The sequence below is a fragment of the Pseudovibrio sp. Ad13 genome, from assembly GCF_001623225.1.
Classification (GTDB): Bacteria; Pseudomonadota; Alphaproteobacteria; order Rhizobiales; family Stappiaceae; genus Pseudovibrio.
Window position 1 is genome coordinate 201631 of the sequence record NZ_LMCC01000018.1, and the last position, 26213, is coordinate 227843.

Annotated in this window: 24 protein-coding genes; 15 read left to right on the top strand and 9 right to left on the bottom strand. The window is 50.7% G+C overall.

Features of this window, described 5'->3' with window-relative positions; genetic code table 11:
* Positions 1-143 precede the first annotated feature (143 nt).
* Together PsAD13_RS28525 and PsAD13_RS22455 are read left to right on the top strand one after the other, a co-directional pair.
* Positions 144-272 carry a hypothetical protein gene (locus PsAD13_RS28525; protein ID WP_256387170.1) on the top strand — a complete coding sequence of 43 codons (129 nt, stop codon included), beginning with the start codon at positions 144-146 and terminating at the stop codon, positions 270-272.
* A 161-nt stretch (positions 273-433) separates the two neighbouring features.
* The gene (locus PsAD13_RS22455; RefSeq protein ID WP_082830991.1) at positions 434-1333 is read left to right on the top strand and encodes a DMT family transporter; all 900 of its coding nucleotides are present in this window, start codon (positions 434-436) and stop codon (positions 1331-1333) included.
* A gap of 86 nt (positions 1334-1419) precedes the next feature.
* On the opposite strand, the gene PsAD13_RS22460 is transcribed toward PsAD13_RS22455, so the two are convergent.
* The gene (locus tag PsAD13_RS22460; protein ID WP_208986876.1) at positions 1420-1884 is read right to left on the bottom strand and encodes a plastocyanin/azurin family copper-binding protein; all 465 of its coding nucleotides are present in this window, start codon (positions 1882-1884) and stop codon (positions 1420-1422) included.
* Between the two features lie 290 nt (positions 1885-2174).
* Between PsAD13_RS22460 and PsAD13_RS22465 the strand changes: the two genes are divergently transcribed.
* Complete coding sequence (locus PsAD13_RS22465; RefSeq protein ID WP_208986877.1) at positions 2175-4091, top strand: S9 family peptidase; 1917 nt, start codon at positions 2175-2177, stop codon at positions 4089-4091.
* A gap of 17 nt (positions 4092-4108) precedes the next feature.
* On the opposite strand, the gene PsAD13_RS22470 is transcribed toward PsAD13_RS22465, so the two are convergent.
* The 3 genes from PsAD13_RS22470 to uvrB all read right to left on the bottom strand — a co-directional run bounded on the left by PsAD13_RS22470 (position 4109) and on the right by uvrB (position 8437).
* Entirely contained in the window at positions 4109-4750 is a 642-nt protein-coding gene (locus PsAD13_RS22470; RefSeq protein ID WP_063302618.1) for an HAD family hydrolase, read from the bottom strand.
* A 185-nt stretch (positions 4751-4935) separates the two neighbouring features.
* Entirely contained in the window at positions 4936-5364 is a 429-nt protein-coding gene (locus tag PsAD13_RS22475) for a DNA starvation/stationary phase protection protein (RefSeq protein WP_193777084.1), read from the bottom strand.
* Between the two features lie 232 nt (positions 5365-5596).
* On the bottom strand, positions 5597-8437 hold the full coding sequence (uvrB, locus tag PsAD13_RS22480) for an excinuclease ABC subunit UvrB (RefSeq protein ID WP_063319624.1): 2841 nt from the start codon (positions 8435-8437) through the stop codon (positions 5597-5599).
* Positions 8438-8771: 334 nt separating this feature from the next.
* Between uvrB and PsAD13_RS22485 the strand changes: the two genes are divergently transcribed.
* Entirely contained in the window at positions 8772-9257 is a 486-nt protein-coding gene (locus tag PsAD13_RS22485; protein ID WP_057461141.1) for a hypothetical protein, read from the top strand.
* A gap of 5 nt (positions 9258-9262) precedes the next feature.
* The gene (locus tag PsAD13_RS22490; RefSeq protein ID WP_063302596.1) at positions 9263-9763 is read left to right on the top strand and encodes a hypothetical protein; all 501 of its coding nucleotides are present in this window, start codon (positions 9263-9265) and stop codon (positions 9761-9763) included.
* A gap of 54 nt (positions 9764-9817) precedes the next feature.
* On the opposite strand, the gene PsAD13_RS22495 is transcribed toward PsAD13_RS22490, so the two are convergent.
* The 3 genes from PsAD13_RS22495 to PsAD13_RS22505 form a co-directional block, all read right to left on the bottom strand.
* Positions 9818-11056 (bottom strand): outer membrane protein transport protein, encoded by a 1239-nt coding sequence (locus tag PsAD13_RS22495; RefSeq protein ID WP_063302597.1) that lies wholly within the window; start codon positions 11054-11056, stop codon positions 9818-9820.
* A gap of 613 nt (positions 11057-11669) precedes the next feature.
* Positions 11670-12836: an outer membrane protein transport protein gene (locus PsAD13_RS22500; protein WP_063319521.1), complete on the bottom strand. Its 1167-nt coding sequence runs from the start codon at positions 12834-12836 to the stop codon at positions 11670-11672.
* Positions 12837-13475: 639 nt separating this feature from the next.
* Entirely contained in the window at positions 13476-14414 is a 939-nt protein-coding gene (locus PsAD13_RS22505) for a heparan-alpha-glucosaminide N-acetyltransferase (RefSeq protein ID WP_208986878.1), read from the bottom strand.
* Between the two features lie 259 nt (positions 14415-14673).
* On the opposite strand from PsAD13_RS22505, the gene PsAD13_RS22510 reads away from it, so the two are divergent.
* Both PsAD13_RS22510 and PsAD13_RS22515 read left to right on the top strand, forming a co-directional pair.
* Complete coding sequence (locus PsAD13_RS22510) at positions 14674-15045, top strand: septal ring lytic transglycosylase RlpA family protein (protein WP_244275202.1); 372 nt, start codon at positions 14674-14676, stop codon at positions 15043-15045.
* A 115-nt stretch (positions 15046-15160) separates the two neighbouring features.
* Positions 15161-16138 carry a DUF1402 family protein gene (locus PsAD13_RS22515; RefSeq protein WP_063319524.1) on the top strand — a complete coding sequence of 326 codons (978 nt, stop codon included), beginning with the start codon at positions 15161-15163 and terminating at the stop codon, positions 16136-16138.
* Positions 16139-16184: 46 nt separating this feature from the next.
* Here the strand turns inward: PsAD13_RS22515 and PsAD13_RS22520 are convergent, their stop codons facing one another.
* Positions 16185-16850, bottom strand: coding sequence for an MBL fold metallo-hydrolase (locus PsAD13_RS22520; protein ID WP_063319525.1), 666 nt, complete (start codon positions 16848-16850; stop codon positions 16185-16187).
* A gap of 547 nt (positions 16851-17397) precedes the next feature.
* Between PsAD13_RS22520 and PsAD13_RS28530 the strand changes: the two genes are divergently transcribed.
* From PsAD13_RS28530 to PsAD13_RS22550, 6 genes are all read left to right on the top strand, one after another.
* Positions 17398-18048, top strand: a complete 651-nt coding sequence (locus tag PsAD13_RS28530) for a cold-shock protein (protein ID WP_063290015.1) — start codon at positions 17398-17400, stop codon at positions 18046-18048.
* Between the two features lie 197 nt (positions 18049-18245).
* Positions 18246-19100 carry a 23S rRNA (adenine(2030)-N(6))-methyltransferase RlmJ gene (rlmJ, locus tag PsAD13_RS22530; RefSeq protein ID WP_063319526.1) on the top strand — a complete coding sequence of 285 codons (855 nt, stop codon included), beginning with the start codon at positions 18246-18248 and terminating at the stop codon, positions 19098-19100.
* 178 nt (positions 19101-19278) lie between these two features.
* On the top strand, positions 19279-19803 hold the full coding sequence (locus tag PsAD13_RS28165; RefSeq protein WP_208980535.1) for a hypothetical protein: 525 nt from the start codon (positions 19279-19281) through the stop codon (positions 19801-19803).
* Positions 19804-19892: 89 nt separating this feature from the next.
* Positions 19893-20420, top strand: a complete 528-nt coding sequence (gene hemG, locus PsAD13_RS22540; RefSeq protein ID WP_193777085.1) for a menaquinone-dependent protoporphyrinogen IX dehydrogenase — start codon at positions 19893-19895, stop codon at positions 20418-20420.
* Positions 20421-20585: 165 nt separating this feature from the next.
* Positions 20586-21203: a glutathione S-transferase family protein gene (locus PsAD13_RS22545; protein WP_063319528.1), complete on the top strand. Its 618-nt coding sequence runs from the start codon at positions 20586-20588 to the stop codon at positions 21201-21203.
* A gap of 5 nt (positions 21204-21208) precedes the next feature.
* Complete coding sequence (locus PsAD13_RS22550) at positions 21209-21841, top strand: glutathione S-transferase family protein (RefSeq protein ID WP_063319529.1); 633 nt, start codon at positions 21209-21211, stop codon at positions 21839-21841.
* A 56-nt stretch (positions 21842-21897) separates the two neighbouring features.
* Here PsAD13_RS22550 and PsAD13_RS22555 read toward each other — a convergent pair whose 3' ends face one another.
* Entirely contained in the window at positions 21898-22563 is a 666-nt protein-coding gene (locus tag PsAD13_RS22555; protein ID WP_057461154.1) for an outer membrane protein, read from the bottom strand.
* Between the two features lie 394 nt (positions 22564-22957).
* On the opposite strand from PsAD13_RS22555, the gene PsAD13_RS22560 reads away from it, so the two are divergent.
* Together PsAD13_RS22560 and uvrC are read left to right on the top strand one after the other, a co-directional pair.
* Complete coding sequence (locus PsAD13_RS22560) at positions 22958-23944, top strand: calcium/sodium antiporter (protein WP_063319530.1); 987 nt, start codon at positions 22958-22960, stop codon at positions 23942-23944.
* Between the two features lie 122 nt (positions 23945-24066).
* The gene (uvrC, locus tag PsAD13_RS22565) at positions 24067-26079 is read left to right on the top strand and encodes an excinuclease ABC subunit UvrC (protein ID WP_244275204.1); all 2013 of its coding nucleotides are present in this window, start codon (positions 24067-24069) and stop codon (positions 26077-26079) included.
* Positions 26080-26213: the final 134 nt, after the last annotated feature.

The following is a 26213-nucleotide window of genomic DNA, read 5'->3' on the forward strand; positions in this document are numbered from 1 at the left end:
CAATTGAGCGATCTGCTTAAGCTCAACCTGTGGTATCTCGAACACACCAAAATCCAGTAATATATACTTTCTGTATTCGATGTAATCCGCGTCTATTGGCCCCTACTCAGGAAAACAACTGACCAGGGCCGCAGGGGAGCACAATGAGAACCTCGCCAGTTGACTACCATCGTAAAGAGCACGTCAGCCACGCCCAATCACCATGGCCTGTTGCGGCAACAGTCATCGCCGCTTTCGTTGGCATAATGATCATGGTCTTGTTTGTCTTTTAGAGCGTAATCCCAAAAGACAAATGCCAGCACACGCAGCACGAGTGAAAACAAACGCTACGTTTCTGACACCGTCAAGAAGCTCAAAATCGCCTTGAGAGAAATTCAACGGAAGCGCTGACAGACCGCTTGCAGCACCTATTCGCTTGCAGTACAGCTGCGGGATGACTAGGGCATCTGCAAACATACTTCTTCTCGTGGCCGGCCTCATCTGGGGCATGGCCTTTGTCGCGCAATCAACTGCAATGGAAAGTCTTGGACCCCTGCAGTTTTCTGGCCTGCGATTTCTCCTCGCCACCTTGGTGATCTTGCCGTTCGCGCTACGCGAACGCCGCATTCACAGCACCAAAAAACTTGGCAAGGCCCACCTTCCTGCGCTGTTGATGGTTTGTGTTGCCTTCACTCTGGGCACTGTCCTGCAACAGTATGGCATCGTGATAACATCCGTCACCAACGCCGGTTTTCTAACTGCGATCTACGTTGTGCTGACGCCAATCCTTGTCACACTGTTCTTTAAAGGAAGGCCAAACTTCCTCGTGTGGCCTGCAAGCTTGTTCACCCTGCTCGGCATTTACCTGCTCGGCGGTGGTTTGACAGCTTTGAACGGCGGCGACTTGCTCATGCTCTTGTGCGCAGTTTTCTGGGCTTTGCAAGTGATCTTTGTTGGACGCCTTGCAACCTCCTCTGGCCGCCCAATCACGGTTGCCGTCATCCAGTTCGCCTTCCTCGGTGTGGTGTGTGTGGTAGCCTCACTCTTCTTCGAGACCTACTCCGTGCAAGCCCTTCAGGATGCGTGGTTCGAGATCTTCTTCGCAGGCGCATTGTCCGGAGGCGTGGCCTTCACCTTCCAGGCATTTGGTCAGCAGTGGACCACACCGTCCGATGCAGCCATCATGCTGTCATCAGAAGCCCTCTTCGCCGCTCTGGCTGCAGCCGTCATTCTGGGCGAACGCATCGCACCAATCGGACTGGTCGGCTGCGCCCTCATCTTCAGCGGTATCCTGCTTGTTGAAGTCGGACCTCACTACCTCAAATCCCGACGAAGCATGGCGCAGGCCGAATAGAGCTTAAAAAAGCATCAGCACAAAACACAAAAGGCAGCCAACCGGCTGCCTTTATTCTATCTAACTTCCGCACAAGCTCTAACCGCTCACTTGCCTTCAAGCCGATCCAAAATCTGGGAGATCTTGGTACCCATCCGACCACCCGGTACCACAGAACGAGCGCCTTCCAAATCCTCGGCACTGTCTTCACCAACCTTGATGATCATCGCCATACCAAAACGGCCATGAATACCGCAGGTCACACCATAAATTCCCGGTGTATCAAAGGTAACATTCCGATCAGGAGACATCTTGCTGAACTTGAATTTCGGCCCGCCATCCGGTGTCATCTTCTTGATCGAAATAACCGTATGGTTCCCATCAAAATTATCAAACTTCACAGTAGCGCCCAGCGGCACCTCAAGCAGATCTGGCTCAAAGCGGAACATATGAGAAGGCGTGTTCGCACTGGCATCAGTCACCTGATTAACGGAATGCGTCTTGCCCTCCCCAGCAAGAGCACCACCCGCCATCAATACACTCACAAGAAGGGTTGAGAGAATTCTTTTCATCGAGAAACGTCCACCTGCAATTCGGAATTATTATCAACAATGCGTCCGTAACTGGCAGTCTGCATTGATCTAACGCAGCCTCCTAAGCAAAAACTATCTATGGCTTATGCTCTTTCCTTAAGCAGCCTTCAGCAATCGACATCCGTTTGTGGTTTGTGCACCATTCAGAGATTGGACAGGGTCAGAAGCACCTGCAATACTTTCGCTTAGCTCTCTTCTACCGTTTTTCGAGGCCACCTATTCCAAGGCCTGATCTGCTTTTTTCTGTAATAAATTTAAGGCTTCTGACCGTGCAGCTTAAGGAACGAACTCGCCTCATCCCCCGCAAGACATTCTTCGATCCTGTTGAACGAGCGCTGGTCGCAATCAGTCCCTGTGGTCATTGGATCGCCTTCCTGGCACCAGTCAACGGCGTATACAACCTGTGGCTCGCCAGTACTGAAGACCCACAATCTGCCCGCCCCCTCACAAACTTTGAAGACCGCCACATCGGTTTCACAATCCACTGGACTTACGACAGCCGTCACATCCTGATTTCGCGAGACAAAGTTGGTGACGAAACCTTCTGTATCCTGAGCGTCCCCATTGATGGCACAGATCCCAAATATCTAACACCAACACACGGTGTAAGAGCCTACCTGCAAGAGGTATCGAGAAAACACCCGGACGAAATCCTGATTGCTCACAATGAAAGGTCAGCAAAATACTTCGACCTGTACAAAGTTTCCCTCACTACCGGGCACAGCCAGCTCATTGAGCAAAATGACCAGTTCTCAGGTTTCGTGACCGACAGCGATTTTAATGTCCGCCTTGTCCGCCGCTACACCGACGACGGCGAGGTTGAATTTCTCTATCGACCTGACGGCAAAGAATGGCAGCGTTACACCCTCATCCCTTTTGAAGACAGTTTGACCACCAAACCCATTGAATTCAGTGAGGATGGGCAAACTTTGTTCTGGATCGATAGTCGTGAACGAGACAAGGCCGCCGCCGTAGCAGAAGATTTCCAGACACGAACCTCCACGGTGCTCGCAGAGGACCCACAGGCAGACATCAGCGACCTGTTACTCCACCCGCACACCCATCATCCCATAGCAGCCACAGCAACATTTGCTCGCAGCAATTGGACTGCCATAGATCCACAATTTGAGTCAGTTCTCGCATCATTCAAGAAGCAGTTCTCGGGGGATATAGAGGTCAACAGCCTCTCAGAAGATGTTGAGAAGCTCATTCTTACGCATGTGCAGGACAGCGTGCCTTTAGAGTTCTACTGCTACGACAGATCAGCTGAAAAAAGCACCTTCCTGTTTTCCTGCCAACCGGAGCTCGCAAAACGACCATTGACCAGCATGTCTCCCATAGAGATAAAAGCAAGGGATGGCCTCAATCTGGTCTGCTATCTGTCACAGCCACCTAATGCAGAAAAGCCCTGCCCTATGGTGCTACTCGTGCATGGTGGGCCATGGTGGAGAGATTTTTGGGGGTTGAGCCCGACACACCAATGGTTGGCAAACCGAGGCTATGTCGTTCTATCCGTCAATTTCAGAGGCTCCACCGGCTTTGGCAAAGCATTCGTAAACGCCTCAAACAAAGAATGGGGCGGCAAGATGCAAACCGATCTTCTGGACGCTGTGGATTGGGCCATTGAGGAAGGCATCGCCGACCCGGACCGCATCGCTATCATGGGCGGCAGCTATGGCGGCTTCGCAGCGCTCACTGGCGTGACCCAAACCCCGAAGAAGTTCGCATGTGGGATTGATCTGGTCGGGATTTCCAACCTGATCAGCTTTCTCGATGCGCTCCCCGAATATACGAAGTCAGGGAAATCCATCCTCAAGACGAGGCTAGGAGATTTCACAACTGAAGAAGGCCGCGCTTTCCTAAAGGAGCGCTCACCCCTCACCCATGTCGGGAAGATCGAAAAACCGTTGCTGATCGTTCAGGGTGGCAAAGACGTACGCGTCAAGCCACCAGAGTCAGAGCAAATTGTCTCCGCCATGCAAGACCACGGCATCCCAGTCACCTACGGCCTTTTCCCGGACGAAGGCCACGGCATTCAGAAAATGCACAACCGTCGGGCCTATCATGCCATGGTAGAACTGTTTCTCGCCAAACATCTGGGCGGCCAGCAGGAGGCAGTCGGAACCGACCTGGAAGGCTCATCCCTCCAGATCCTCGCAGGTCGTGATCTCATCGACGGCCTGTAACCACCGCTCATAATCCGCTACTTCAGCGCCTCAGCGACAGCACCGGTAAGACTGGTGGCGACTGGGGCGCCTGTGGTGACGAGGCGGTCGTGGGAGTACATGCCGGTTGAAACCAAAACGGCAGAAGCTCCAAGACCGTTGGCCGCATCAAAATCATCAATGCTGTCACCAATCACGCAGACGCTGGCAGGTTCCACACCCAGCTCATCGAAATGCGCTTTGAGTGCATCGATTTTGAAATGCTTCTTCAAATCCCGCGCGCCATCAACGCGGGTAAAATGCTCGTAGATACCATTGTGCCGAACAAGTGAGACCAACTCCTCATGGGGAGCCATGGACAAGATTGACTGGCTCTTACCAGCCCCGCTTATGGTCTCCAGAGCATGAAACGCATCAGGTGCCAGTGGCAAATCATACATCGCTGGCTCATAGACCTTACTGAAATCACTGTAAAAGCTGGTAAGCTCATTTTCAGTGGCATCACGCCCTAACAGTGATTTGAGGTAGTCTGCGAAAGGGCGGGTATGGTGTTCACGAACATCATCAAAGGTCACACCACTCAGCCCAGCCTTGGCAAAACAATCAATGCCAAATTGCGCCGTGATTTCAAAGTCATCCAGCAGGGTACCATTCCAGTCCCAAACAATGTGTTTTATCATGAAACGCCAATCACCTACTTCAAATTCCACTATAGCGGATCAAATGCGACTGCTATCAGCACACACTCAGACTGTTGCAGAGGATTATACGATTTATCCAAAGCAGGCCAGTGCGAAAGAACACGGCTCATAACCGGTCAATCTGTAGGTGTCACCATTACGCGTTTCCCAAAAAACCTGGCGCACTATTTTTCAAGGTGAGCTCTAAGGAACCAAGCCATTTTCTCGTGTTTAATGATGAGGTCTTCCATTAAACTAACACTCCCCACATCATGCTCGAATTCTTCAACATTATCGTGACTGGTTCGCAGCTCCCGAATAATGGACTCATGATCAGCCAACAAACCAGCAATCATACCCATTTGGTCTGGAAGAGCCCCTTCGGAAGGCATCTCTTTAAGCCGTGTATGCTCATGACAATCATGCAGAGATCTCAAAGCAATGCAATCCAGCGCCCGGACACGCTCAGCAATATCATCAACAAAATCAACAAGCGCATGATATTGCTCATCGAGCAGTTCATGGAGACTAATGAAGTTGGGGCCTTTGAGATTCCAGTGACAGCTCCACGTTTTCATCAGCAACACAAACTCATCCGCGAGCAGATTGTTCAAATGCTTCGCAGTCTGTTCCCGTGCTTGTTTTGAAAGTCCAATTGACGTTGGGGCCATGTGTTTTTTCCTCACAATTACATCGGCCTTTTTGAAAGGCGAGTGTAAGGTAAGCGAAGGCCTTTAGGTAACGTTTAGCTCTAACGCTAAAATCTTGCGTAGATTAGAGCAACACTGGCAGCATAAAACGAATGCTCGCCGAACCAAAGTTCAACGAGCATCAATTAAGTCTGCCCTAGTTCTTCTTTCGATGGGTCCGCGTGCCTGGTCGCCCGCCTGAACTGCGCCCTGACGTGGTCCGGCGCGGTTTCTTCTCGCCGGTTGCACCAGCTGGCGTCGGCAGGTCCGTTCCCGGCCCCATCTCACCCAGCCGTGGCTTATGCACCTTACTGCCAGCATCAGCTTTATCCGCCTCTGCCTTGGGCAGGTTGCCTGCGGCACCATATTTCTTCTTCCCGCCAAACCCACCGGTTTGCTGCGCAACAGAAGTTTGTCGCGCCATGGGGTCATCGGCAATTGCAAGCTCGGTCTCTTGCAGGCGCTTGATCTCATCGCGCAACCGCGCCGCGATCTCAAAATCAAGATCAGCTGCAGCTTCGCGCATTTTCTTCTCAAGGTCCTCAATATGGCCTTTGAGGTTGTGACCAATGGTGGCCCCTTCCTCGGCAAAGCCAGCATCGACAGAAACATGATCCTGCTCGTAAACGCTCTCCATGATATCGCCGATAGAGCGCTTCACACTCTCAGGCGTAATGCCATGCTCTTCGTTGTATTCTTCCTGCTTCGCCCGGCGACGGTTGGTCTCCGCAATAGCCCGCTCCATAGAGCCAGTCATTCTGTCAGCATAAAGAATAACCTTACCATCCACGTTACGCGCAGCACGACCGATGGTCTGGATCAACGAGGTTTCAGAACGCAGGAACCCTTCCTTATCAGCATCCAGAATAGCCACCAGCGCACATTCGGGAATATCAAGGCCCTCTCGCAGCAGGTTGATCCCGATCAGCACATCAAACGCTCCAAGGCGCAAATCACGTAGAATCTCAATCCGCTCCAGCGTATCAATGTCAGAGTGCATGTAACGCACCCGCACACCATTCTCATGCAGATACTCTGTCAGATCCTCCGCCATGCGCTTGGTCAGGGTTGTCACCAGCGTTCGGAAACCTTGCGCCGCCTTCTCGCGCACTTCACCCAGCAGATCATCCACCTGCGTCTTCGCTGGCCGGATCTCGATATCAGGATCAGTAAGACCGGTCGGACGGATAACCTGCTCGGCAAACACCCCCCCGCTCTCATCCATCTCCCAGTTGCCCGGCGTAGCTGACACAGCAACCGTCTGCGGACGCATAGCGTCCCACTCTTCAAACCGCAAAGGCCGGTTGTCCATACAGGACGGCAAGCGGAAGCCATACTCCGCCAGCGTCGCCTTACGCCTAAAGTCACCTCGGTACATCGCGCCAATCTGCGGCACAGTCACATGGCTCTCATCAATAAACACAAGCGCATTGTCAGGCAGGTATTCAAACAGCGTTGGCGGCGGTTCACCCGGTGCACGACCAGTCAGATATCGGGAGTAGTTCTCAATGCCCGCACAGGCACCGGTCGCCTCCATCATCTCCAGATCAAACGTACAGCGCTGATCCAGCCGCTGCGCTTCCAGCAAACGGCCATGGTCATTCAGCTCCTGAAGGCGTTGCTTGAGTTCTGCCTTGATAGACTTGGTGGCTTGGTTCAGCGTCGGCTTTGGCGTCACATAGTGCGAGTTCGCGTAGATCTTCACCAGTTGAAGCTCGCCAGACTTCTTTCCCGTCAGCGGATCAAACTCGGTGATGCTTTCAATCTCATCGCCCCAAAGGGAAATACGCCAGGCCCGGTCTTCATAGTGCGCCGGGAACACTTCAATCGTATCCCCCCGCACGCGGAACGTCCCACGCTGGAAAGCTGCATCATTGCGCTTATATTGCAGCGCCACCAGATCGGCGAGCAGCTGGCGTTGCTCAACCTTCTCACCAACCTCCAGCTGGAAGGTCATGGCCGTATAAGTCTCAACCGATCCAATACCGTAGATACAGGAGACCGACGCCACGATGATCACATCATCACGTTCCAGCAGAGAGCGGGTTGCAGAGTGGCGCATCCGGTCAATCTGCTCGTTGACGGAGCTTTCTTTCTCAATGAACGTATCCGTCCGCGCCACATAGGCTTCGGGCTGATAGTAGTCATAGTAGGAAACGAAATACTCAACCGCATTGTTCGGGAAGAAGCTCTTGAACTCCCCGTACAGCTGCGCCGCCAACGTCTTATTCGGTGCAAGGATCAACGCCGGACGCTGTGTCTGCGCAATCAGTTGCGCCATGGTGAAGGTCTTACCAGAACCCGTAACACCCAGCAGAACCTGCGTATTATCGCCATCCTCAAGACCGGCTTTCAAATCCGCAATCGCTGTCGGTTGGTCCCCTTTGGGCTCAAACTCGGATTCCAGAACAATCGGAACCCCACCCTCAGACTTTGACGGACGCTCCGGTCGGTGCGGAACCCAGGCATCCTCTCCAGATTCATCCGAACGTCCCTGCTCAATCAGCCGTGCCAGCGCCTGAACAGTCGCTGTCGCTCCGGTGATCGTATCTTCCTTGGCCTTCTTCTTCTTTTTCTTCGTCTCTTTGACGTGACTATCAAGAAGCTTCTCAGCATCTTCCAGCGAAATATCCAGCCCGGCGACCGGGTTCAAACCACCCTTGGCCCGCTCACGCGGATCACTCGTGGCCCCCATGGACGTGCCCCGCGCAGACTTGGCAGGTGCCTTCTTCGCCTTGGCAGCAGGCTTTTTCGCAGCTGGTTTCGCTGCAGCTTTCTTCTTCGGGGCAACCTTTTCTTCACTCGGCTGCTCTGCTTCCTTGCGAGCCTTCAGACCGGAGAGATCTTCATCAGCAATCTGGTCCGCCCAGTCAGAAACGGAACCTGACAATGGACTGCCGGAAAGTGCGGGCTGCGGAGCTTCCCCAAAGCCAGAGGAGGACCCCTCAGCTTCAGGCAATGAAGAAGAACTGGAAGATTTTGTAGGGCGCTTAGTCATGGATGCACTATGCCGTGAGTCATTTGGAAAAGAAAGTATGTTCTTAGTTCGTTCCATCACTCTCGCCTATTCATCCTCTTAATTTCTCAGCAAAGCGTTCCATCGAAAAGCGGGAACCCGCTCCCTACGACACGCGACAAACAAACAGCTTTAGTTTTAAAAGAACCCGTTGCCTTCTCTTAACCAGACTGACCGCATTGAATTGAGTGATGCCTGAGGTTGCCGCAGACTGCGCCACAACAGCCAGAGCGTGTTCCACTCAATAAAACTAGTGAGGAAATCACTCTGACATCATCTTGACGCTCATCTCTCATACCGAGCAGGAATAACAAGAATGAAAAACGTACATTTCGGACTTGGTACAGTCACCTTCATTGCCACAGCTCTTTTCCTGACCACAGCTTCCCAGGCCGCTCCCCCAAAAAACGTAAAGGGCGAAGTGCTCGTTCCACTCAACTACATCATTGGCTTAAAGGAAGACGGTTCATCAGATCCGGCTGTGACAGAGGCCTGCGAGAAAAAGTACGAATTCGGCATGGGCAAGGAGATCTTCGTTGAATACCAGATCAGCCCAACCCAAAACCGCGCAATCGCTCTGGTGGAAGACACCGAAGTCCGCCTCACACCTCTTGGTATACCGGAGACTTACTCCTTCACTTCAGACAAGATGCCTGATGTACTCAAAAGCAAAGGCTTTCTGAGGGTCATCTATACGATGGAAGACGACTTCGACGATGAAGTGGTGCACATCATCGCGGCAGGAGACCAACCAACAGACAAATGCTTTTTGAGCACTGAAGCCTTCAAGCTGAGACAGTAAGGCAAATGCCTTTCCCAGCAATCGTCCTTCAGAACAGACCATTTCGCGAAAAAGCGGCAGTGCTGTGCATTACTGCTGCAGTCCACTTAGGCTCAGCTGGCATGGTAAATGCACGACTGGTCACAGAAGAACTCATGCTGCCCATCGCCCACTTTGGAACAGCAGTGAGTGCCGGTTCGGCTTCCTCAGACATGACCGACCATTGTCAGGAAATTTATGATGAGTTTCGTGGAACGGCAGTGTTCGTCGATTATGAAATCGACACCAGCTCAACCTACGCCTTTGCTGAAATAGCAGTTGCAGGGGAAGTCATCAAAATGACAGCCCACCCGATCAAAGCGCACTACAAATTCTTCAGCAACAAACTACCCGACCATCTCTCAAGCCTCGGGGCTCAAGCCGTGATCTTTCGGATCAACAACAAGTTCAAACAACCATCCGTCGAAATCCGCTTCAGCAACAACAACCGTTACGAATGCCACCTCATCGCCTCAGCCCCAAAATAAAAAAGGGCCAGAGATCACCATCCCCGGCCCCATAATTCTCAAAGACACAAAAGCTTAGAACGCTACACGGATCTTGGAAGAAACCGCGAAGTTCCAGGAGGAGTCGTATTCGTATTCTGTCCGGACGGAAGAATCGCCAGCCAGAGCACTCTTATCGATCTCATAAACGCCTTCACCGGAAGTCTTGTAAATTGCGCGACCGCCAAGCGTAAATTTCACGTTCTTCGCGAAGTCGTAACTGCCCCCGAGGCTAAGGGAATAGGTATCCGAGTAAGGACCGCCAATGCCTTTATCCCAAGTTACGCTACTACCAACGCTCAACTTGTCAGTGAGCTGGTGACCAACACCTGCTTCGACAATCCAACCATCCGAATAACCCAGATCACGAACAACCTTACCAGGAACTGCCGCTAAAGGAAGACCAGCCACAGGAGCGTCAACATCAACTGCAAGTTCGTTCAGAACACTCCAGTCTGTCCACTTCACCCCCAAAGTAGCCAGCCATTTTGGCGCAATACCAGTTTGGATTTTAGCTTCAATAGACTGCGGAAGCCGCGCTTTCGCTCTCGCATCGTAGGAACCCAACTGCTGAATGTTTAGAGCCCCGTCCAACTCAAGGTCAATAGCAGATTCATAAGCAACCAATGCACGCAACGCAATTTCAGGTTTCTCAAATGCTGCACCAATGCGGAAACCATACTCCCGCTCAGATTCCACGTTGATATCAGTATCCAGAATACCCAAGGTAAGTAGAGTAGCATCTGTTTTGGACAACTGTTCATAGTCGACGGTCACAGAACGAACGCCACCAAAGACTCTAACAAAGTTACCTTTGCTAAGCTCGTGTTTGTAGCTCAACATTGCATCTACGCCCAACGCATCTGCATTTGTTTCACCAATAGCAAAACGACCGTTCCAGTCAAAACCTGGCTGCTCGCGAATGAGATAGGGACTATTAATGCGTGCAAACAGATCTAGATTTTCGAGTAAACCGATTTTTACTGCACCTGAAAACACTGCAATGTTTGGCGCGATATCTTTCGCAGACGACTTGTCATCGTCAACTGTAGTTGGACCTAAAATAGGAACAGAAGTCGTCTTTGCATTCTTGAAATCAACGTTACGGTCTGCGTAAGTCGCCTGAGTTTCAAAAACGAACTTGCCATCAGCAAACAGCAAATCGTAGTCAGCGATGCCTTCGGTCGACCAGCCGCCTGCAAATGCAGCAGCAGGAATCATGGATACCGCGCAGCCCAGAACGGTTGTCTGAGCCAATGTCTTGAGAACACGCATGCCCTCTCCCCCTTATGTTTCCCCGTACACAGTGTTTAAAACACTGATTTTAGGTTCATTCAGTTAGGAGCACTTGCTTAAGATACGGAAATTGCAACGCGTTTCACCCCAATGCGACACACATGCTATCCGCACTTAACGAGCATCAACGTGCCTCGCGCCAGTGCAATCCCACCAATTTGCAGAGCAAACTGATATAGTTCTGACTGCATGCATAACGCATCGGGAGAAATAATCACCCCTCCCATAGTATAAATACTACGCCATTTCGCTTGGGTAATCTTTTCTAGACTTTAATATAACCTAAGGTAAATTAGGATGTTATATTTACTAGTCTCAAACACAGGCCAGTTAATCGTAAAGAGAGACCAAGCATTAGACGATAGTCAAACTTACCTATACGTAAATTACTTAAGAGTTTTGGGATAGGTTTTCCAACAATCCAACATGCTCATTTCTCCACAAAACTGTTGCACAAACAGCACAAATTGAGCTGCATCTTGCACAAATCACGCACAATGAGGGATTCCCCTCAAATCGCAGTATGAGCACCTAAAACAAAAAAGCCGGAGACAATGCCTCCGGCTTTGTATTTGAGTTCTTCGCAAGTACGTCAGAACGACAAACGTACCTTAGTATTTACAGCAAAGGCCCAAGAACTGTCATAATCGTATTCACTAACAGTACCAGACGCTATGTTGTTCGCATCTCCAGATCCACTCGTCTTATAGATTGCTGCCGTACCCAGAGTAAACTTCACATTCTTGTTGGCCGCATATGACCCGCCCAGACCAAGCGTATAGGTATCAGAATAGCTGCCTCCGACACCACGGTCCCATTGCAAGGAACTACCAACGCTCAGCTGCTCGTTCAAAGCATGTCCAATGCCAGCTTTCACAGTCCAACCATCTTTAAAGTTGAGTTTACGATGAACTGTTTCCCTATCTGAGACAATAGGGACCGCAGCCTTGCTATCTACAGAAAGTACGTCAATGACAGACCAGTCAACCCACTTCACACCTGCACTGATTAGCCAACCCGGCGCGATACCAGATTGCACATTCAACTCAACAGACTGAGGCAAAGTCAACGAAGCCGTACTATCGTAAAGCTTCGTACTACCAACAGAAGTATCCCCATCAAGCTTCGACTCAATCTGCGAATCGTAGATCAAGCTGGCCCGCATCGCATAAGCAGGAACCTCGTAGGCAACACCAACACGCCAGCCATAATCCAACCCATCAGCACTCAGATCCACTTCAGCAGCCGCACCGGATGGATGAGCCCCCTTAGAATAGTAGCTCAGATGCTGAGCTTTCGCCCCTGCGATTGCACGAATGAAACGCCCCTCACCGACTTGGAACTTGTAGGAACATGTGGCATCAAAGGCGAACGCCTTTGCCTGCGTTTCATAACCAGACAAACGCCCCCTCCAATTAGGATCCATATCCTCCTCAATCGAAAGTGGATTATTAAAGCGCGCTAAACAGTCAGCACTATCGGTAATGGCAAACTTCATTGCACCTTGATAATTCCAGATATTCGGCGTCGCACGTGTTTTGAGCGGACCATCCGTAGCAGTCGCGTTCGTACTCACGTAATCAACATTACGGTCAACATAGGTCACAGAACCTTCAACCACAAACTCCTCTGGAGCAAAAAGCAACTCTGATGAGCCTATGCCAAGCGTATCCCACGCACCTGCAAAGGTGGCACTTGATCCGGCCAGCACAAAGCAGCCTGCTGCAAGGCCTCGGCCTGCATTCTTCAAAACCCGCATTCTCTTCCCCCATACTCGTGAGCTTCCGGTAATTCCCCAAAACCGGGCTCACTCCTGAAGGGATGCGAAGATATGTCGTGAAAGAAGAGCTCACCTCATGGAGGTGACGCTATGTTTAAAACATTATTTGAGCATAGATTACGACTATACTTCCCCCACAAGCACGAAAATCCCAACATCACTTCATAATAACTGCGTATATTTACCAAGTGATATATTATCCGTACATTTAGAGTGGTCAATACCATCTATCTGTAGTTTTGAGTATTTTTCTTCTGGAGGTAACTTTATGTCACCTGCATAATTGAGCAAAATATGACTTACTTATGGAAATGACATCTCGGGTCAGATTGTAAAAATCTCATTCAATTCCAAAGCTTACGTATAGGTAATAGAACAAAAGCGCGACCTTTTAGGAAAGGAAGAGCTCATGAATGCCCCCTTGAGATTTCAGCGACCAGAAAATGTATATTTTTTTAGAGGAATAGCTGCGCACCAGAATAGTTGATGCCCAACTCTCCGAAATTTCAGAGAGCTCTGCCTGACTGATTCACAAACAGATCGGCTAAATCAGCTAAACGCGGGCGTATCTTCCTTGGAGCAGGAGGATAAAATCATGTCGAAAAGGGGATATCGAACCTACCGGCGCAGACACACCTGAAAGACCTGCTGCGCGATTTCACGCACATCCGCATCATTCGGTCTTGTCAGCAAGTCCTCCCACATGCCTCGCTCTTTTATTTCAGAGGAGGTACACCGACACGCCTGCTCACACTGCCTGGCATCCACGGTCTGACTGCACGCCATCACGCAAGATTGCTGAAAGCTTCTGACCTGAACATCGCCACTGGTACCAATCACCCCAGCAGTCACGCCAGCCCAAACGATCCCGAACAGGACTGGCTGGTGCAGAAGGTAGGTCGCAAGGGAGTGTCGACCAAACCACGCAAAACAACGCGAAATAACGCTCGGAAACGCAGAACCGCGCAAAAACTGCAAAAGATTATAGCGATACAGGATATCCCCGCACCCGACACCCAAAAGCACTGGCCCAAACCAAGGAATAAGTGGCACATAATCAACGGAAACTTCAGGCAAGGAGTTGAGCCCAAGCCAGAAAAACTGCCGGTATGGCAGCACATAATCCCCGAGCCAATGGTAGAGAAGGATCACCCCTGCCCCACATAACAACGCAAACACGTAATGAACACGCAAAAACGGCAGGGCAAGAAGGCTCGACACCACGATGGAATGTAAAATTCCAAACCGAACCCATTGATCCTGAAAGATAAAATAAGTCGCAACAGAAACCGCAATTGCAGCAATTGCGACCTTGACCTCCCGGCGCCAGAAACTCTCCCAGCGGATACCGCTTTTATGCGCCAGCACCAGACTGAACCCAACCAGAAACAGAAAACTGCCCGCAATCAATTGCGCAAACAACCGCCAACCCGCAGAGCCGGACACATCCCAGTCAACAACTCCAAACCATGAAAGATCCCAGGAGAAATGGTAGATTGCCATTGTCAGCAGTGCGAGGCCGCGGGCGACATCCGCGAGGATAAGTCTTCCAGTCAATGGGTTTTGCTGCACTTTATTCCCCTATCCGGAACATGTTCGCACGGTTCACACCGCTACAAACGCGATCAATTTTTTCAATCTACATAAACCAACTCACCAACACAGAAAATCTCTCTGGTCCCTAAAACGAGGGAAACCCTGTATAATTAGCGGAGTAAAATAGCCAATAGGCTCCAGAATGTCTTGTAACAACAAAAGCTTGGCTCATCGCAATGGTCGCATTTACGATCTCCTCCTGTTCATCATCGCCATTTTGATTGTGTCTGTCGCCTTCATCCTGCGCCCTCATCAGGTGGAAATTAAAAGAACATCTCAATGCGGAGAAGCCTCCTGGTATGCCCTAACGTCCCAAACGGCGAGCGGGGAATTGATGGATCCGGCCAAGCTCACCGCAGCTCACCTAACGCTGCCAATGGGCACAAGAGTTCTTGTAACCAACTTATCAAACGGTAAATCTCTGACAGTACGGATAAATGATCGCGGCCCATATGCTCAAAACCGCTTGATTGATCTTTCCAAAGCAGCAGCCTCGGAACTGGGCTTTATTCAAAGCGGCGTCACACACGTACGCATTTCAGTTGCCAATGAATTTAAGAAATACCTGAATGGGCATAATTGTAAAAAATAGCACCATACTTATTGTAGAAAGCAAAAATTCATATCTGAATAGATTTTTAGGACAATTCACCTAGACATAAAGCAATCAAAACCAACAGCAATTAATAGTGCAGAGTTCGATTGCTATGACATTACACAAAAAAGTAAGTGCATTCATTCTAGCAACAGCCATAATATTATCTTCACCTGACTTATTGCTAAGTTCAGCACAGGCGAATGTTCCGCTTAAGGTTCCCGCTGGCAATCGCCTTCAAAGCCAGCCAACCATCCCCAGCGCATCCGCAACACGCACCAAAGCCTTTAATCGAACCTATGAAAAAAAGTTCCAACGCATTCTCAAAGTGCTTAAACGAGAAGGCCGCCTGATCAAGAACATCAAGAAGGTCGCCAGCCTGTACAACATAGACCCGGTCCACATTCTGGGAGCGATCGTTGGAGAGCACACCTATAATTACGATAGCCTCGACAGCGCTCAGGGCTATTACATGAAGGCTCTGCAATACGCGCGAATTCCCATTTCTTTCCAACATGATGGCGAGAAGGTCTGGAGCTTTGTAAAGCGCCCGCAATTCAACACATGCCGCCGCCAGGAAACCAGCAACAGCCGCTGGAGATGTTATGAACTCATTTGGAACACAAGGTTTATGGGCAAAACAATCGGCGCGGTCCGCTACCCGCGAGAACCTTTTCACAGGGCCTTTTTCAGACCAATGTTCGCAGGTCAAAGCTTCGGTCTAGGTCAGATAACGCCGCTCACAGCCCTAAAGATGAATGACATGGTCAGCAGCATCAGCGGCCTGCCAAAACTCAGCTCAAAAGATGCCTCTGGCCTTTATAAAACGGTGATGGACCCAAACAAATCAATTCACTACACCGCAGCAGTGCTAAGAGACGCCATCAACGCCTACAAGAAGGTCGCTAACGTCGATATCTCTGAAAATCCAGGCATCACGTCGACCCTGTATAATCTCGGAAACCCTTGGGAACGCGCCATTTCCTATCGGAACAAGCGCAGAATAACACCAGCGCATTTACCGCGAGAAAATTACTACGGCTGGCTCATCAACGAGCGCATCGACGAACTCCAGGCAATCCTTCGATAAAAAAGGGGAGCTCAAACTCCCCTTCACACTATCAAATTGCCATCGGCTATTTCAGATATGGATTGTTGAGCCTTTCGTGGCCGAGCGAAGAAGCTGGCCCATGCCCCGGCAGGAACGTAATGTCATCTCCCAGCGGCAAAAGCTTTTCTTTGATTGAGGCGATAAGCGTATCATGATCACCGCCAGGAAGATCAGTTCGTCCAATCGACCCTGCAAACAACACATCACCCGAAATCGCCAGTTTCAGGTCCTTGTTATAAAACACAACATGCCCCGGCGCATGGCCCGGGCAGTGTAGAACCTGAAATTCAGCACCCGCAGCAGTGACCACATCACCTTCAACAAGCCATTGATCTGGCTCTACTTTTCTGACCGTGTCCAAACCAAATTGCTTGGCCTGATCTTCAACACGATCAATCAGTGGGCGATCATCTTCATGAGGGCCAATCACTTTAACATCCAGCATCTCTGCCAGTTCAGCAGCACCGCCGATATGGTCGATATGCCCATGAGTGATGAGGATATGCTCTACAGTCACATCCAGCTCTTTAAGCGCAGCAAGAATGTGATCCACATCCCCACCCGGATCAACAACAACAGCTTTGCGCGTATTCTTGTTCCACACGATGCTACAGTTCTGCTGGAAGGCAGTGACCGGAACAACAGTTATCTGAATTCCCGTCAGATCTGCTTTATTGCTGGCATCACTCATAAGTGCTTCATCTCCAAATTCCGAATTCTTCGCACCATACAGTAATCAGATATGCCGGGCTACTCTCAGCCTCTTTTGAAACCAGCTAATATTATGGTTTTCAAATACAAACTAAAAATTAAGTCCAAACGAATACCATTTAAAATTGCAGTCACAGTCAAACATGCAAATATCATTTGTCTTCGCAAAAATATTCGATCTTTTAGATGTAAACAATAGGGTTTTATCCTCTCATTTCTGGATACACCCCCAATTTCATATGGTTTTACCTCCGCCTTCCCTAGGAAAAGCTTGCCCTATTACCAAACTGAACCCTATTATATGCCGCGCATACGTAAAGACTGCCTATGTTGAACTGGCCACTATTATTACCCGGCCAAGCAATTAGGAAGTGTTTGCGATGCAAGGCAGGTAGGAGCTCTTAACCAAAGCCCCACTAAGACATTTGATTATTACTTTGTGTGTTTTCGGACGGGCAATTGGCTTTGAGAAAGCGAGTACATGCGGATACTGGCAGGTTTAAATCCGCAGGAAAGGCGATATTGTAATGCATAATGGGAATTCGGGTCGTCGTCCACGCAGCAAGCGAGGCGGCAAGCGCGAATTTGGGGATTCGCAGAATTTCGGCCCGGAGTTTGGGGCACCAGCATATTTTCCAGGAGATTCCGAGCGCGGCGCCTACGCGCCTCCTGTGGTGGAAAATGAACGCAGAGGTCCCTACGGTAACCGCAGTCCGGGAGGATACGGCGGAGACCGGAACAACGACTATCGCGCGAGCGGGCATGGCGACAATGACCGTGGCGGCGGGTATGGCAACCGTGGTGGCGGCGCCGGAGGCGGTGGCTTCCGGGACGGACCAAACGGTGGTGGAGGCGGAAGACGCAGCTACCCACCAGTTGAACGGGGACCTCGCCAGTCTGGCACTGTCAAGTTCTTCAAGCTGGATAAGGGCTTCGGCTTCATCACACCAGATGATGGCGAAAGCGATGTATTCGTCCATATCTCAGCTGTTGAGCGCTCCGGTCTGACGACGCTTGATAGCGGGCAGCGGATTTCCTTTGAGACTGAACCTGATCGCCGGGGCAAAGGTCCAAAGGCAGTTGAACTGCGACTGGAAGACGGGACTGCAGCTTCATCTGAAACAGCTGAAGCTCAGCCAGAGATGCGCGACGACTTTGACAGCATGGGCCAGGACTAACCATTCTGGACTTGCACTGTTGATTTACTAAAGGCAGCACTTTGCTGCCTTTAGTTTTGCGCTCACGAGAATGCTTTGCGCCTTGTGTCCCTGCCCACCATCAGACTATAAGGCCGACAACAAACCTATTAACAAGAGCGCCTCTAGAGAACTCCACCCTGGCAGCAGCGCGCGATAAAGGCCAACAGGCGCCCACCATGAACTATCGGCACATTTACCACGCAGGCAACATTGGCGATGTACTCAAACATATCGTCCTCGCCAACATCTTGAAGTACCTCCAGAAAAAAGATGGAGCCTACAGAGTACTGGACACGCATGCCGGAGTTGGCCTGTATGATCTGACCTCTGAAGAGGCCCAGAAAACCGGAGAGTGGCAGCAAGGCATCGGCAAAGTGCTGGAAAATCTTGGCGATGCGCCAGGTCCTGTGAAGGAAGTTCTCGCTCCCTGGCTGGAGACAGTCGAGACTCTCAACCCGGGTGGCGGCGTAAAATTTTACCCTGGCTCCCCTGAAATTGCCTGTATGCTCGCCAGAAAACAGGACCGTCTAACGCTCACAGAACTTCATCCAGAAGATTTTGAAGAGCTGAAGAACAATTACGGCGGGGACAAAAAGGTCAAGGTGATTGCACTGGATGCCTGGCTCGCATTGGGTAGCTTCCTCCCCCCAAAAGAAAGACGCGGTGTCGTCCTGATCGATCCGGCGTTCGAAGTGGAAGATGAATTCGCACGCGTTGCAGATGGTGTTATCCGTGGTTGGAAGAGATGGCCGACTGGAACATTTGCCATTTGGTATCCGGTCAAAAACTTCAGTGCAGTTCGACAACTCATTGCTACGCTTGACGAAGCTGGCGTCCGCAACACTGTGAAGATCGAATTGTCGGCAGGTAAAGTCAGCAAGGACGCACCAATGAAGGCCAGCGGGATGATGGTCATCAATCCTCCTTGGACACTCACAAAAGACATGAACACCGCTCTGCCATGGCTCTGCAAAACGCTGACGCAAGGCATCAACCCGTCATGGAACGTAGAGCAGGTTATTCCTGAGTAACCCCTCAGAACCTTTGATTGACCCAAAACAGCAAATCACTGATTGCTAGAAGCGCAGGGCCAAAGCTCATGCGCTTTTAGTATCTCGTCGCGCCTCACAAAGAGGCTGGTGCATAAACGCTTCCTGCAAGCAGCTGTCCGCTGCTTCAGACCAGCCAGCCTTTCCGTGGAGAGTGTTAATGCGCGCGAGATCAATCCTAACCCTATTGACTGCAACTGTACTGAGTGTTGCCACCGGAACGACATTTGCTGCTGATCTGGTTCCTCCGGGGAGCTATGACACAACCATCCCGCAGATAGACGAAGAGGATTTCATCGATCCTAATGAGAAAGTCTATTTCGGTTGGTCCGGCGACTATCTGCCAGCCTGTGACTCAGGCAAGGCGCAAAGAGCCGTCGCACGGCAAATCGCACGTGCTGTTCCAAGTTATTATGACGGATTAGAGATCAAGCTGATCGAAGAAATTCGCGAGTCAGATTTCACAATCAGGCGCCCAAGCCCAGTGGGTCGCCGCTATTGCAATGGCGTCGCAACGCTAACCGACGACACCCGCCACCGCATCTATTACGCACTGGTGCAGTATGATGGCTTCCTCGGCCTTTCATGGGGGGTCAGGGCTTGCCTTGATGGTCTCGACAAATTCAGGGTCTATGACGGTGAATGCCGGACGGTTCGACCAGAGCAGGAAATCATCCCTCGCTAACACAGCACCTTGCTACATCATGCCTCGTAGGACTGATGGCACTTGAGACTTATATTAGATCTCAGCACAGTCCTACGGGTTCACAACTGATGAAATACTATCTCGCCTACGCCAGTCATGATGGCCAGACTAAAAAGATAATTGGCAAGATCTCAGAGTTTCTTGAAAAGAATGGAGAAAAGATCGTCTTCCTCCCTCTTGTAACAGGGATGGAGCAGCTCCCACCTGATCTGAAGAACAATCGAATTCTCATTGGAGCCCCTATCCGCTATGGCTTCCACTTACGCCCGGTTCGCCAGTTTATCAGCCGCAATTTGGCAGAGTTAAATCAGGCGCATGCAGCTTTCTTTTCAGTCAATCTTACGGCCAGAAAGCCGGAGAAAAGCACCCCGCAAACCAACGCATACCTCAGGAAATACTTAGAGAAATCGAAGTTTGAGCCAAAGAAGGCCGCCGTCTTCGCAGGTGCTCTCAACTACCCAGACTACAAGCCGTGGGATCGATTGATGATCCAGCTCATCATGAAGATGACCAATGGCCCGACAGACCCTAAACTCACTGTCGAATTTACAGATTGGATTGCTGTCGAGCATTTTGCGAAGGAGCTCACCCAGTAACCGCAAGCTCTAACACAATCAAATCGAAGTCCCTTGCATTATTGGAAGAAACACGGATATCGTGCAGACCACTCAATTCTCCTAGAGCGTATCACCGAATGCACCTTCGGGTTTCGGATAATGATGCGCGTTGCAACATGATCTAGTGTTTTACAGGTGGCTGCCATGCAAACTCTCCGTTCCTCCAGCGCTTCTCCATTTGGTCGCAAAATCAAGCTCGCACTGTACGTGCTAGGCTTCGCAGACAAAGTAAATGTTGAAGTCGCACAGACACTCGATCCCAGTGACACTCTCCGCCAGCAAAACCCACTCGGCAAAATCCCGTGTCTTGTCCTTGAAGACGGCAACGTACTCTACGACAGCCGCGTCATCACTGAATATCTGGACTATACGGCTGGTGGCGAAAAGCTGTTTCCAGCAGGGGCTGAACGTTTTGAAATTCTGACCAAACAAGCCCTTGCAGATGGTATCTGCGATGCGGCAATCCAGATCGTTTATGAAAGCCGTATGCGCCCGGAAGAAAAGAAACATCAGGACTGGGTGGATTACCAGCAGGCCAAGGTTGATCGCGCACTGACAACCTTCGAAAACAACCCTCTGCCAAAGGTCCAGCATAATTCTCCGGATGCAGCTCAGATAGCCCTGGCCTGTGCTCTTGGATACCTTGATCTTCGTTTCGCAGGTGAATGGCGTAAATCCTATCCAACACTCGTTGCATGGCTGGATGACTTCGCTTCTAGCGTACCTTCATTCGACAAAACCAAAGCTGAGCCGGGAGCTTAGGCAGAATGGTCATACTCCGCACGTCACCAACCTCCCCCTATGGACGCAAAGCGTGTATCGCCGCTGCTGTTCTGGGGCTTCAGGAACAGGTGAAAGTCGATTGGGCTGACACAAGAGCATCCGAAGGCTCTTTGTACGAGCAAAACCCGCTTGCAAAAGTCCCAACACTTCTGCTGGAAAACGGCGATATCGTCTACGACAGCCGCGTCGCATTGGAACTGCTCGACACTCTGGCTGGCGGGGGCAAAATCATCCCGGCAGACGACACCCGCATCTCAGTCCTGACAAAACAAGCAATGGCAGATGGCATCACTGATGCCGCCATTCAAGCTCAGATTGAAACAAGGAACCACCCGGAAGAGCATTGGAACCGGACCTGGATCGACCGTCAGCAAGGAAAAGTTGATCGCACATTGAAAGCCTTCAATGACCATCCTTTGCCAACTCCAACGGATACCAATGGCATTCCGGACTGTGCCCAGATCGCACTTGCTTGCTCATTAGGTTATCTCGATTTACGCGCAAATGGCGATTGGCGGCAGAACAACCCGAAACTGGTTCACTGGCATGATGTTTTTGTTGCTCAGGTTCCCGCCTACAACGAAACGCAGGCACCAGAAATGCTTGAGAGAAGCTAAAAACGAAAAAGGCGCATGCCGGAAGCATGCGCCTTTAAAGCAGAAAATCAGTTCAATTAGAACTTCATGGAAACGCCTGCGCGTACCAGATTTTCATCAATCTTAGTTTTCTCAGTGTTGCCACCGAAGTCAAACTTCTGATCGCCGAAATCCTGATACAGGTATTCAAGGCGAGCAGTCAGAGTGTCGGTTACTGCGTGTTCAACACCAGCACCTACAACGTAACCAATAGCGGTTTTCTCATCTTTGCCAGAAGCGGATTTTGCAGTCAGGTCTTTGAATGCAGCACCACCTGTACCGTATACAAGCGTACGGTCGAGAGCGTAACCTGCACGTGCACGAACGGTTGCATTCCAGTCGGACTGCAGCTCTACGCCAGCGCTTTTCTCTTCAAGGTCGTTGTACTGAATGTCAGCTTCAGCACCCAGGACAACACTTGGAGCAACCATGAAGTTGTAACCGGCATGAACGCCCGCAGTTACACCATTCTGGTCGTCATCCAATGCACCGGATGCACCGCTTTTGCCATCAGCGCCGAGGAATCCCCAACCAGCGTTGGCACCAATGTAAGCACCGGACCAGTCATACGCAGAAAAGGTCGCTGGTGTTTCATAAGAAATTTCTGGCTGACTTGGCTGTACTGGCTGAGGGAGGTCAGCAGCAAGGGAAGTGCCGGCCATCAGACCGAAAGCAATAGCGGTACAAGACGCAATACGCAGCATGTATCATTCTCCAACAAATTATAAACGGAGCGCATGAAACGCATCCGCTGGGGGAAGGCGATCAAATGAGACCGCCCCGGGATGGAGAAAGGTATGATTTGACTTTGTGGCTGGATCTGACACGAATTCTGGTTAATTCAAGGCAAACTACAGAAAGAATATGGCACCTTTGACAACCTATTGTTTACGCTAGGTAATGCATACTATCTGAGTGGCCTTTTTACTATACACAAGCTGTGATCAATTCTACCGACTGAAATTTTTGCAGAGATCTGGTGTCAAAAGTGATCTGAGACACTTCAAGAACGCGCCAAACCTGTCTATATACCCGGTCAGACTCCTGTATGCCCCCTTTGGTGTAGCAAATAACCTTACATAATTGGAATTTCAGCCTATGCTTTTCTCATATGCTGCCCTCCTCGGAGGTCTCGCACTATTGATTTTTGCCGGTGACCTGCTTGTACGCGGCGCGGTGTCAATTGCTCAGGCTCTGGGAATTCCAACTCTCATCATTGGTTTGACCATCGTCGCCTTTGGTACCTCAGCACCAGAACTCTTTATCTCTCTGAAAGCTGCGCTCGACGGTGTCAGCGGCGTTGCAATCGGTAACGTTGTCGGCTCCAACATCGCAAACGTGCTGCTTGTTCTTGGCGTGCCTGCCCTGATCGCAACAACACCATGCGATGAGAATGGAGCTCACAGAAACGCTCTATTCATGCTGGTGGTCTCCGTCATCTTCGCAGCCCTCTGCTTCATGGGCACGCTAACCCATTATGCAGGTATCGGGCTTCTTGTTCTGCTCGCAATCTTTCTTGGAGATTCAGTACGCGCAACCAAGAAGCATAAGAAAGAGAACGGCTCCTGCTGTGTAGCAGCTTCTGATGGAGACGAAGAAGACGATCTCGACGTCGATTCCGTTCCAGAAAACAAAGCAATTGCTGCACTTTTCCTCGTTCTCGGCCTGATCGGCCTGCCACTTGGGGCACAACTGACTATCTCTGGCGCAACTGATGTAGCATCATCGTGGGGGGTGTCCGATGCTGTCATCGGCCTGACTGTCGTTGCACTTGGCACATCACTGCCAGAGCTTGCAACAACCGTTATGGCAACCATCCGTCAGCACTCTGCAGTCGCGCTCGGCAATGTCATTGGCTCCAATGTCTTTAACCTGCTGGCGATCATGGGCATCACGGTCACAATCATTCCAATCCCGATCCCAGAACAGATCCTCGTCTTCGACATCTGGGTCATGCTAGCCTGTGCCGTACTGCTGTATATCTTTGCCGCCAAGCGTCTGTGCCTCGGCAAAGCATGGGGCATATTCCTTAGCGTTGCCTATGTCGCTTACATCTACGGCGTATTTGCTCTGGATTTCATCTAGGACACACAACTAAAACACTTCTGAGAGACCGCACCTGCCGTTGAATCGGATAAGGTGCGTTTCCATATTTTATTTCAGCATACACCGAGAGTAATTGGATCATGGCTAAAGACACATCTGACATGCCTGCTCAAGCAGAAGACAATGTCGATGTGCCCCAAAGCAATCCAGACATCCAGTTTGAAAGCAATGCAGCGCCGCGCAAACCTGGCGTAAAGGGTGTTGAAGTCATTGCAGACTTCGTAAAACGCTTGCCCCTTGGCCCCGGCGTCTACCGCATGTTTGATGAAGACGGCGAAGTCCTCTATGTGGGCAAAGCCCGGTCTCTGAAGAAGCGCGTCACAAGTTACACTCGGCTTCAGGGCCAGTCCAACCGCATCATGCGGATGATCATGGCAACGGCTGCGATGGAGTTCGTTGAAACCCGCACAGAACCAGAAGCCTTGCTGCTGGAAGCAAACCTCATCAAGCGTTTGCGCCCTCGCTTCAATGTTCTCCTGCGTGACGACAAGTCCTTTCCATACATCCTGATCAGTGCCGACCATGAAGCCCCTGCCCTGATCAAACACCGCGGTGCTCGGGCCCGCAAAGGCGATTACTTCGGACCATTTGCATCCGCTGGCGCTGTTAATGACACCATCAATGCCATGCAAAAAGCGTTTCTCATCCGCAACTGCTCCGACAGCTACTATTCCAATCGCTCACGCCCTTGCCTGCTTTATCAAATCAAGCGTTGTGCAGCCCCCTGCACTGGCGAGATCTCCATTGAGGACTACAAAGGACTTGTCGCTGAAGCAAAATCCTTCCTCTCAGGCAAAAGCCAGCTCATCAAGCAAGACCTGGCAGTCGCTATGGAGAAAGCCTCAGAGAACCTCGACTTTGAACAGGCGGCTGTCTATCGCGACCGTATTTCTGCACTGTCCCATGTCCAGAGCCATCAGGGCATCAATCCGCAGAGCATTGAAGAAGCAGATGTTTTCGCCACCTATCAGGAAGGCGGTCAGACATGCGTACAAGTCTTCTTCTTTCGCACAGGACAAAACTGGGGCAACCGCGCATACTTTCCTAAAGCAGACAAAAGCTACGAACCCTCGGAAATTCTGGAGAGCTTCCTCTCCCAGTTCTACGAGGATAAACCGCCACCACGTATGGTCTTGCTCTCACATGAACTGGAAGAGCAAGAACTACTGGCAGAAGCCCTCTCTGCAAGGGCCAATCGCAAGGTCGAAGTTGCAATACCAAAGCGCGGCGAAAAACGCGAATTGGTGGAGCATGCGCTCACGAATGCCAAGGGCGCTCTTGGCCGTAGGCTTGCTGAGACATCCAGCCAGCTGAAGCTTTTGAAAGGCGTCGCTGAAGCCTTCGATCTGGACCGTATGCCACGTCGCATCGATGTTTTCGATAACTCCCACATCTCAGGCACCAATGCTGTTGGCGGAATGATTGTTGCGGGCTCAGATGGTTTTGCAAAAGGCCAGTACAGAAAGTTCAACATCAAGTCGGAAGACCTGATCCCGGGCGACGACTACGGAATGATGCGAGAAGTGCTCTCACGCCGTTTCGCCCGCCTGATGAAGGAGAACCCGGAAGGTTACGAGCAAGCTGCCCGTTTCACCGCACAATCAAAAACTGAGCAAAAAACCGGTGAAGAAGAGCAGGATGTTGCGCCATCCAATGCTGACATCCCTCCATGGCCTGATTTGGTGCTGATCGATGGCGGTAAAGGCCAGCTCAGCGCCGTCCGCGAAACACTCGAAGAGATGGGCATCACGGACATCCCATTGGTCGGCATTGCAAAAGGCCCAGACCGCGATGCAGGACGCGAGAAGTTCTTCGTCACGGGCAAACAAAGTTTCATGTTACCTGAACGTGATCCGGTCCTGTACTTTGTGCAACGCATGCGAGATGAGGCACACCGGTTCGCGATCGGCTCCCACAGAGCCCGCCGCAAGAAGGCAATCGTCGCAAATCCGCTGGATGAAATTGCAGGTATTGGTCCGACAAGAAAGCGCGTTCTGCTTCGTCACTTCGGCACTGCAAAAGCAGTTTCAAAAGCAGGCATCGAAGACTTGCGGGCTGTTTCGGGAATCTCCGAAAGCATTGCAAAACTGATCTACAATCACTTCCACGAATAATCACGGGATAACGCATTGTTTTCACAAATAGAAAACGACTATACGCTATTCTCATCAAAACTTAACAACCAAAGGTGAGAGCAGTGCGTTCAGACAGGGTATTATCAAAGAAAAAACCAAATACCCCGATCTTG

Bases quoted from the DNA above. Each gene is read 5' to 3' on its own strand.
- PsAD13_RS28525 (WP_256387170.1), top strand. From the start codon at position 144: ATGAGAACCTCGCCAGTTGACTACCATCGTAAAGAGCACGTCAGCCAC.
- uvrB (WP_063319624.1), bottom strand. From the start codon at position 8,437: ATGACTAAGCGCCCTACAAAATCTTCCAGTTCTTCTTCATTGCCTGAA.
- PsAD13_RS28165 (WP_208980535.1), top strand. From the start codon at position 19,279: ATGCGCGCGAGATCAATCCTAACCCTATTGACTGCAACTGTACTGAGT.
- hemG (WP_193777085.1), top strand. From the start codon at position 19,893: ATGAAATACTATCTCGCCTACGCCAGTCATGATGGCCAGACTAAAAAG.
- PsAD13_RS22455 (WP_082830991.1), top strand. From the start codon at position 434: ATGACTAGGGCATCTGCAAACATACTTCTTCTCGTGGCCGGCCTCATC.
- PsAD13_RS22485 (WP_057461141.1), top strand. From the start codon at position 8,772: ATGAAAAACGTACATTTCGGACTTGGTACAGTCACCTTCATTGCCACA.
- PsAD13_RS28530 (WP_063290015.1), top strand. From the start codon at position 17,398: ATGCATAATGGGAATTCGGGTCGTCGTCCACGCAGCAAGCGAGGCGGC.
- PsAD13_RS22495 (WP_063302597.1), bottom strand. From the start codon at position 11,056: ATGCGTGTTCTCAAGACATTGGCTCAGACAACCGTTCTGGGCTGCGCG.
- uvrC (WP_244275204.1), top strand. From the start codon at position 24,067: ATGCCTGCTCAAGCAGAAGACAATGTCGATGTGCCCCAAAGCAATCCA.
- PsAD13_RS22550 (WP_063319529.1), top strand. From the start codon at position 21,209: ATGGTCATACTCCGCACGTCACCAACCTCCCCCTATGGACGCAAAGCG.
- PsAD13_RS22470 (WP_063302618.1), bottom strand. From the start codon at position 4,750: ATGATAAAACACATTGTTTGGGACTGGAATGGTACCCTGCTGGATGAC.
- PsAD13_RS22545 (WP_063319528.1), top strand. From the start codon at position 20,586: ATGCAAACTCTCCGTTCCTCCAGCGCTTCTCCATTTGGTCGCAAAATC.
- PsAD13_RS22555 (WP_057461154.1), bottom strand. From the start codon at position 22,563: ATGCTGCGTATTGCGTCTTGTACCGCTATTGCTTTCGGTCTGATGGCC.
- PsAD13_RS22515 (WP_063319524.1), top strand. From the start codon at position 15,161: ATGACATTACACAAAAAAGTAAGTGCATTCATTCTAGCAACAGCCATA.
- PsAD13_RS22560 (WP_063319530.1), top strand. From the start codon at position 22,958: ATGCTTTTCTCATATGCTGCCCTCCTCGGAGGTCTCGCACTATTGATT.
- PsAD13_RS22460 (WP_208986876.1), bottom strand. From the start codon at position 1,884: ATGAAAAGAATTCTCTCAACCCTTCTTGTGAGTGTATTGATGGCGGGT.
- PsAD13_RS22520 (WP_063319525.1), bottom strand. From the start codon at position 16,850: ATGAGTGATGCCAGCAATAAAGCAGATCTGACGGGAATTCAGATAACT.
- rlmJ (WP_063319526.1), top strand. From the start codon at position 18,246: ATGAACTATCGGCACATTTACCACGCAGGCAACATTGGCGATGTACTC.
- PsAD13_RS22490 (WP_063302596.1), top strand. From the start codon at position 9,263: ATGCCTTTCCCAGCAATCGTCCTTCAGAACAGACCATTTCGCGAAAAA.
- PsAD13_RS22500 (WP_063319521.1), bottom strand. From the start codon at position 12,836: ATGCGGGTTTTGAAGAATGCAGGCCGAGGCCTTGCAGCAGGCTGCTTT.